Origin of the sequence: Flavobacterium sp. 28YEA47A (assembly GCF_041262125.1) — a bacterium.
Classification (GTDB): Bacteria; Bacteroidota; Bacteroidia; order Flavobacteriales; family Flavobacteriaceae; genus Flavobacterium.
The window spans coordinates 2501-5208 of sequence record NZ_JBGCCI010000020.1 but is presented as its reverse complement, the minus strand read 5'-3'; the positions used below and the strand labels follow the sequence as shown (position 1 = coordinate 5208).

2 tRNA genes and 2 rRNA genes (1 of these 4 cut by a window edge) are annotated in these 2708 nt (G+C 51.6%); all 4 read left to right on the top strand.

Annotation, left to right across the window (positions count from 1 at the left end):
* The first annotated feature begins 126 nt into the window (after positions 1-126).
* Positions 127-1642: ribosomal RNA gene (locus tag ABH942_RS16590) — 16S ribosomal RNA — on the top strand.
* An 89-nt stretch (positions 1643-1731) separates the two neighbouring features.
* Positions 1732-1805: transfer RNA gene (locus ABH942_RS16585), tRNA-Ile, on the top strand.
* A 71-nt stretch (positions 1806-1876) separates the two neighbouring features.
* A tRNA-Ala gene (locus ABH942_RS16580) sits at positions 1877-1950 on the top strand.
* 94 nt (positions 1951-2044) lie between these two features.
* Positions 2045-2708 (top strand): 23S ribosomal RNA (locus tag ABH942_RS16575) (it continues 2216 nt past the right edge of the window).
* The 16S and 23S rRNA genes sit together here with 2 tRNA genes alongside, the layout of an rRNA operon.

The window sequence follows — 2708 nt, the reverse complement described above, 5'->3', positions numbered from 1 at the left end:
GGCGGAAACATACAGAAGAACACGTTCATAGACATATTGGATTGACAGCAAATTAAAGAATTAGAGAGCAAGGCGGATCGAAGAGATCTGCGCACAAGCCGAAAACGTCTTATAATATTAAAATATACGATGAAGAGTTTGATCCTGGCTCAGGATGAACGCTAGCGGCAGGCCTAACACATGCAAGTCGAGGGGTAGAAGGGGCTTGCTCCTTTGAGACCGGCGCACGGGTGCGTAACGCGTATGCAACCTACCTTTCACAGGGGAATAGCCCAGAGAAATTTGGATTAATGCCCCATGGCACAGCGAGACGGCATCGTCTTGCTGTTAAAGTAACAACGGTGAAAGATGGGCATGCGTCCCATTAGCTAGTTGGTAAGGTAACGGCTTACCAAGGCTATGATGGGTAGGGGTCCTGAGAGGGAGATCCCCCACACTGGTACTGAGACACGGACCAGACTCCTACGGGAGGCAGCAGTGAGGAATATTGGTCAATGGTCGCAAGACTGAACCAGCCATGCCGCGTGCAGGATGACGGTCCTATGGATTGTAAACTGCTTTTGTACGGGAAGAAACACTCCTACGTGTAGGGGCTTGACGGTACCGTAAGAATAAGGATCGGCTAACTCCGTGCCAGCAGCCGCGGTAATACGGAGGATCCAAGCGTTATCCGGAATCATTGGGTTTAAAGGGTCCGTAGGCGGCCCTGTAAGTCAGCGGTGAAATCTTCCAGCTCAACTGGGAAACTGCCGTTGATACTGCAGGGCTTGAATTGCCGGGAAGTAACTAGAATATGTAGTGTAGCGGTGAAATGCTTAGATATTACATGGAATACCGATTGCGAAGGCAGGTTACTACCGGCGGATTGACGCTGATGGACGAAAGCGTGGGGAGCGAACAGGATTAGATACCCTGGTAGTCCACGCCGTAAACGATGGATACTAGCTGTTCGGCGCAAGCTGAGTGGCTAAGCGAAAGTGATAAGTATCCCACCTGGGGAGTACGAACGCAAGTTTGAAACTCAAAGGAATTGACGGGGGCCCGCACAAGCGGTGGAGCATGTGGTTTAATTCGATGATACGCGAGGAACCTTACCAGGGCTTAAATGTAGACTGACAGGTCCGGAAACGGACTTTTCTTCGGACAGTTTACAAGGTGCTGCATGGTTGTCGTCAGCTCGTGCCGTGAGGTGTCAGGTTAAGTCCTATAACGAGCGCAACCCCTGTCGCTAGTTGCCAGCGAGTAATGTCGGGAACTCTAGCGAGACTGCCAGTGCAAACTGCGAGGAAGGTGGGGATGACGTCAAATCATCACGGCCCTTACGCCCTGGGCTACACACGTGCTACAATGGCCGGTACAGAGAGCAGCCACCCCGCGAGGGGGAGCGAATCTACAAAACCGGTCACAGTTCGGATCGGAGTCTGCAACTCGACTCCGTGAAGCTGGAATCGCTAGTAATCGGATATCAGCCATGATCCGGTGAATACGTTCCCGGGCCTTGTACACACCGCCCGTCAAGCCATGGAAGCTGGGGGTGCCTGAAGTCGGTGACCGCAAGGAGCTGCCTAGGGTAAAACCGGTAACTGGGGCTAAGTCGTAACAAGGTAGCCGTACCGGAAGGTGCGGCTGGAACACCTCCTTTCTAGAGAAAAGTCGCTTCGGCGCACAGGGCTCCAAGCCCGCCTGCTCTCGCTGTTAGTTCAAAAAAATCAAAAAAAAGCAAAAAAACAGAGTCTCGTAGCTCAGCTGGTTAGAGTACTACACTGATAATGTAGGGGTCGGCAGTTCGAGTCTGCCCGGGACTACTTTTTAAGGCTTTTGAAGGAAATTCTAGGGGTTGGCTAGCCGTAAAGTTGTGACTGGCAACTATAGATACGGGGGATTAGCTCAGCTGGCTAGAGCGCCTGCCTTGCACGCAGGAGGTCATCGGTTCGACTCCGATATTCTCCACACTTCCGTTAAGGAAAAAAGTTCATTGACATATTGGGATAAGAAAACATTTAAAAAGTAGAAAGCATGATGCGTATTTATACGTGTCGAAAGCGCAATAAGCAAAATAAGGGCGTATGGGGGATGCCTAGGCTCTCAGAGGCGAAGAAGGACGTGATAAGCTGCGAAAAGCTGCGGGGACGGGCACACACCGATTGATCCGCAGGTATCCGAATGGGGCAACCCAGTGTACTGAAGGTACATTACCCGATAGGGGGCGAACCCGCTGAACTGAAACATCTAAGTAGGCGGAGGAGAAGAAAACAAAAGTGATTCCGTGAGTAGTGGCGAGCGAAAGCGGATTAGCCCAAACCGGAGATGTTACGGCATTTCCGGGGTTGTAGGACCGCGATATTTCCTGCGTAAAGAATTAGAACCATCTGGAAAGTTGGGCCATAGACGGTGACAGCCCGGTATAAGTAATGAGCGTAAGGGATAGCGGTATCCTGAGTAGGGCGGGGCACGTGAAACCCTGTCTGAATCCGGCGGGACCATCCGCCAAGGCTAAATACTCCTGAGAGACCGATAGTGAACCAGTACCGTGAGGGAAAGGTGAAAAGAACCGTGAATAACGGAGTGAAACAGATCCTGAAACCATACGCCTACAAGCGGTCGGAGCCCTTTAGTGGGGTGACGGCGTGCCTTTTGCATAATGAGCCTACGAGTTAACGTTGCCGGCAAGGATAAGTGGTTCAGCCACGGATCCGTAGCGAAAGCGA